Source organism: Candidatus Methanoperedens sp. (genome assembly GCA_012026795.1).
Taxonomy (GTDB): domain Archaea; phylum Halobacteriota; class Methanosarcinia; order Methanosarcinales; family Methanoperedenaceae; genus Methanoperedens.
Window position 1 is genome coordinate 1 of record VEPM01000060.1, and the last position, 3,381, is coordinate 3,381.

Consider the following 3,381-nt stretch of genomic DNA (forward strand, 5'->3'; position numbering starts at 1 on the left):
CTCTCGCTTGTTCTCTTGTAAACAATTTTGCCATTTTGCTCGACTCCTATTACTTTCTTTCAAGTTAATAGAAGTTTCAACAAAATCGGTTACACTCCCGTAAGATCCGATATCGTCCGGCTCATCGGGCTCGACAGCGCCGCTGATAATTTACATCTGTGCCAGTGTTTTGACAAGAGGATGTACAGGCTTCTGATCTTTGAAACCGATACCGGTTCTTTCCCTGGAAGTTATTCTTGATTCCCTTTTTGCCTTCCTTGATTCCTCGGCCCGTGCTAAAATTTTCCTGGCGCTTGTGGAATAGTATTCCTCTTCGCATTCACAACATTTTACATATGGCTGGCCCACTGAAACATGGAAATAAAAATTCTCTAAATCATTATTCCCACATACTTCACACGGAATGAATTCTTCTATTATTTCACTAACTTTCATCATTATCCCCAATATGGAAAGAGCTATCATCATATAAATAATTTATTGCTGTCCGTGTGATTTATCAATTCGATAACCGTTTCTAAAGAGGTTAATGGTTTGGCATTCCCTGTATTTCTGGATTCCAGGTTAACAACGGAAGAAATCTTAGCATATACACTTTTTCACTTTAGCTTTACTTATCTCACCATTACAATCCCCCACATAAACCGTGACTATCCCGAAAGTCAAGTCAAAATATTCAACATGTGAAATACCAGCATCTTTCATAAGTTTAACAAACTCATCCCTTTCAGGGAATGCCATCACTGATGCAGGAAGATAATTATAAGGACCATCCCTTCTGGATACAACCGCCCCCACTAACGGTAAGATCTTCTTGAAATAAAAATAATACAAATGTCTAAAAACTACATTCTCAGGTAAAGAGAATTCAAGAACAACCACGTTGCCCCCTTTTCTGACCACACGGTTCATCTCGGATAAAGCTTTCTTTATATCTGCGACATTACGTATTCCAAAGGCTACAATTGCGCCATCAAAAGTACCATCTTTAAAAGAAAGGTTTTCTGCATCGTTCTGGATGCAACTTACATTTTTTATATCCTTTTTCTTTAGCTTGGGCCTGCATAATTGCAGCATCTCATAACAAAAATCCGAAGCTATTACCCTGTTCTTTTTTGAAGCCTCTATTGCGATATCTCCCGTACCTGAACAGACATCAATAATATATCCCCGTGGAAGCTTTGATACGGCAAAGCGACGCCAGTATTTATCTTTTTCAAAGCTCAGGAGGTGATTTAAGAAATCATACCTTTTGGAAATACCTGCGAACATATTCCGGACATTTTCTTTTTTTTGCAATTGAGACATCATTACCTGCTGTTTATAGGATCCAATCGGAATCAATTTACCAAAACTTATAACTTATCTTAATAGTAAGTAAGCTCTTATGATCCAGATAGAAAAAACCGCTGATAAGAAATCTGAAGTAATGCGTAACATCCTCAATATTTCAAAGAGGCTCGCCAAAGAAAACCAGGGAGCTCTTTTCATAATTACTGATAGTAAGCAAATTGAAGGAAATTACCGCCTTCATTATCCTCAGGTCCAGCTCGCAGGAAATTTACTAAGTAAGGGCATGGATGCTGTTGTTGAAAAACTTGCTACGCTTGACGGGGCCATGATATTCACCCCTGAAGGGGAAATGGTTGCATACGGAGCAAGGATACTAAAATCCGAAACTCTTCTTGGTTTCGGGACAAAACATGCAGCAGCCAGAGGTATTACTTTATATGACGAGACGATCACAGCTGTCCTTGTCTCTGAAGAAACAGGATGGATAAAAATATTCCAGAAAGGCGAGATAGTACTTGAGACCGATGCAGTGGATATCGAACCTTCCACACTTGATAAAGTCTCGCGTTTCCTCACGAACCAGGATACTGCGCTTCTTGCAAGTGCGGGAATAGCCGCAGCAGCTGTTGGCGCAGGGCCGGTATTGATTGTAGGCGGAGCTTATATGATGATTAAAACCGCCGGGGCGATGATATCCTCCGCATTAAAGAAAGAGAAGAAATAATATGTTGCATTTTACAAAACTTCACGGGAATGGAAATGATTTCATCCTGATCGATGAGTATAATGAAAAAATCATCCGGGATGATAAAAAAGCCGGTTTTGCGTTAAAATACTGCGACCGCCGCTTCGGAATAGGAGCAGATGGTGTGCTTTTTCTCGCAAAATCCGATATAGCGGATATCAGGATGCAGATTTTCAATTCGGATGGCACACAGGCCGAGATGTGCGGCAATGGCGTGCGCTGTCTTGTGGAATATGCACTGCATAAAGGGTATATACAGGATAAATCAAGTGTCCAGACGCTTGCAGGTGTCCTGCCCGTAAGTTCGCGGCGCGAGGTTAAAACGTGGGTTTCGGTCAATATGGGAAAACCGCAATTCCAGAGGACACAAATACCAGCTAAAGGAGCAGGGGAGTTTCTCAATGTAGCTTTGCATGGATATGAAGTATCTGCGGTCAACACAGGAGTCCCACATGCAGTGATTTTTGTAGATTCACTTGACGGCCATGAATTAATGACCGCTGCGCCAAAGATCCGGTATGACCCGATTTTTCCAAAAGGAACTAATGTAAATTTTGTTCATCTGGATTCCCGCAATGAAATAACTATCCGCACTTATGAGAGGGGGGTTGAAGGTGAAACATTAAGCTGCGGCACTGGTTCAGTAGCCTCTGCAGCAGTAGCATATCGCCTTGGGAAGACCGGGAATTCAGTTAAAGTGAATACGAAAGGCGGGGAATTGAGAATTACAATAAGCGATGATGCCGCCTATATGGAAGGAACAGCACAGCAGGTATTTGAAGGTTCAATAGATATTTAAACATCGCAAAGTACGCAAAAAACAATTATCCTGAGTTGGAAGATGCATGAAATTTCCCGTTGATATGCCTTTGTCCCCGAAGACAGTCAATTTTTTCTTTGCCGCCTTTACTGATCGTTATTATTTATCCGGGTGGAATATTTGTCGGGACCGAAGCAGTAATAGGGGAAATTTTCGGATTAACGGATTAGTAGGAAATGAAGCAGCCATACAGATACAGGAAATAATTAAGAACGTAAACTTTCGAACAATAATAGATTTGCCGCTATCATTGGAGTTATCACATTGTTAATCGGCGCTACCGGGGTATTTGTAGAAATACAGGAGTATGCATCAGAGTTCGGGGATAAAATAATCCCTAAAGATTACGCTGTGAACTGCTCCGGGCTAAAGCCGCGGAGCGTCCCGTTGCATTGACCCTCTATTGAGTAGTCCTTGACGGGCTTTAATTCCGGTAGTTCCTACCGTACTGGTTGGGCTATTCTCGATTAATATCGCAGATACCTGATCTCTTCCCATGATAAGACCACAGGAAGGACACCGA

The 3,381-nt window shown here is 41.6% G+C and carries 4 protein-coding genes; 2 read left to right on the forward strand and 2 right to left on the reverse strand.

Annotated features, from left to right (window positions below; all coding sequences use genetic code 11):
• Positions 1-150: 150 nt before the first annotated feature.
• Together FIB07_18100 and FIB07_18105 are read right to left on the reverse strand one after the other, a co-directional pair.
• Positions 151-468: a hypothetical protein gene (locus tag FIB07_18100; protein NJD54755.1), complete on the reverse strand. Its 318-nt coding sequence runs from the start codon at positions 466-468 to the stop codon at positions 151-153.
• 114 nt (positions 469-582) lie between these two features.
• Positions 583-1,344, reverse strand: a complete 762-nt coding sequence (locus FIB07_18105; GenBank protein ID NJD54756.1) for a ubiquinone/menaquinone biosynthesis methyltransferase — start codon at positions 1,342-1,344, stop codon at positions 583-585.
• Positions 1,345-1,387: 43 nt separating this feature from the next.
• On the opposite strand from FIB07_18105, the gene FIB07_18110 reads away from it, so the two are divergent.
• Together FIB07_18110 and FIB07_18115 are read left to right on the forward strand one after the other, a co-directional pair.
• Positions 1,388-2,017, forward strand: a complete 630-nt coding sequence (locus FIB07_18110; protein NJD54757.1) for a hypothetical protein — start codon at positions 1,388-1,390, stop codon at positions 2,015-2,017.
• Position 2,018: 1 nt separating this feature from the next.
• Entirely contained in the window at positions 2,019-2,837 is an 819-nt protein-coding gene (locus FIB07_18115; GenBank protein ID NJD54758.1) for a diaminopimelate epimerase, read from the forward strand.
• Positions 2,838-3,381: the final 544 nt, after the last annotated feature.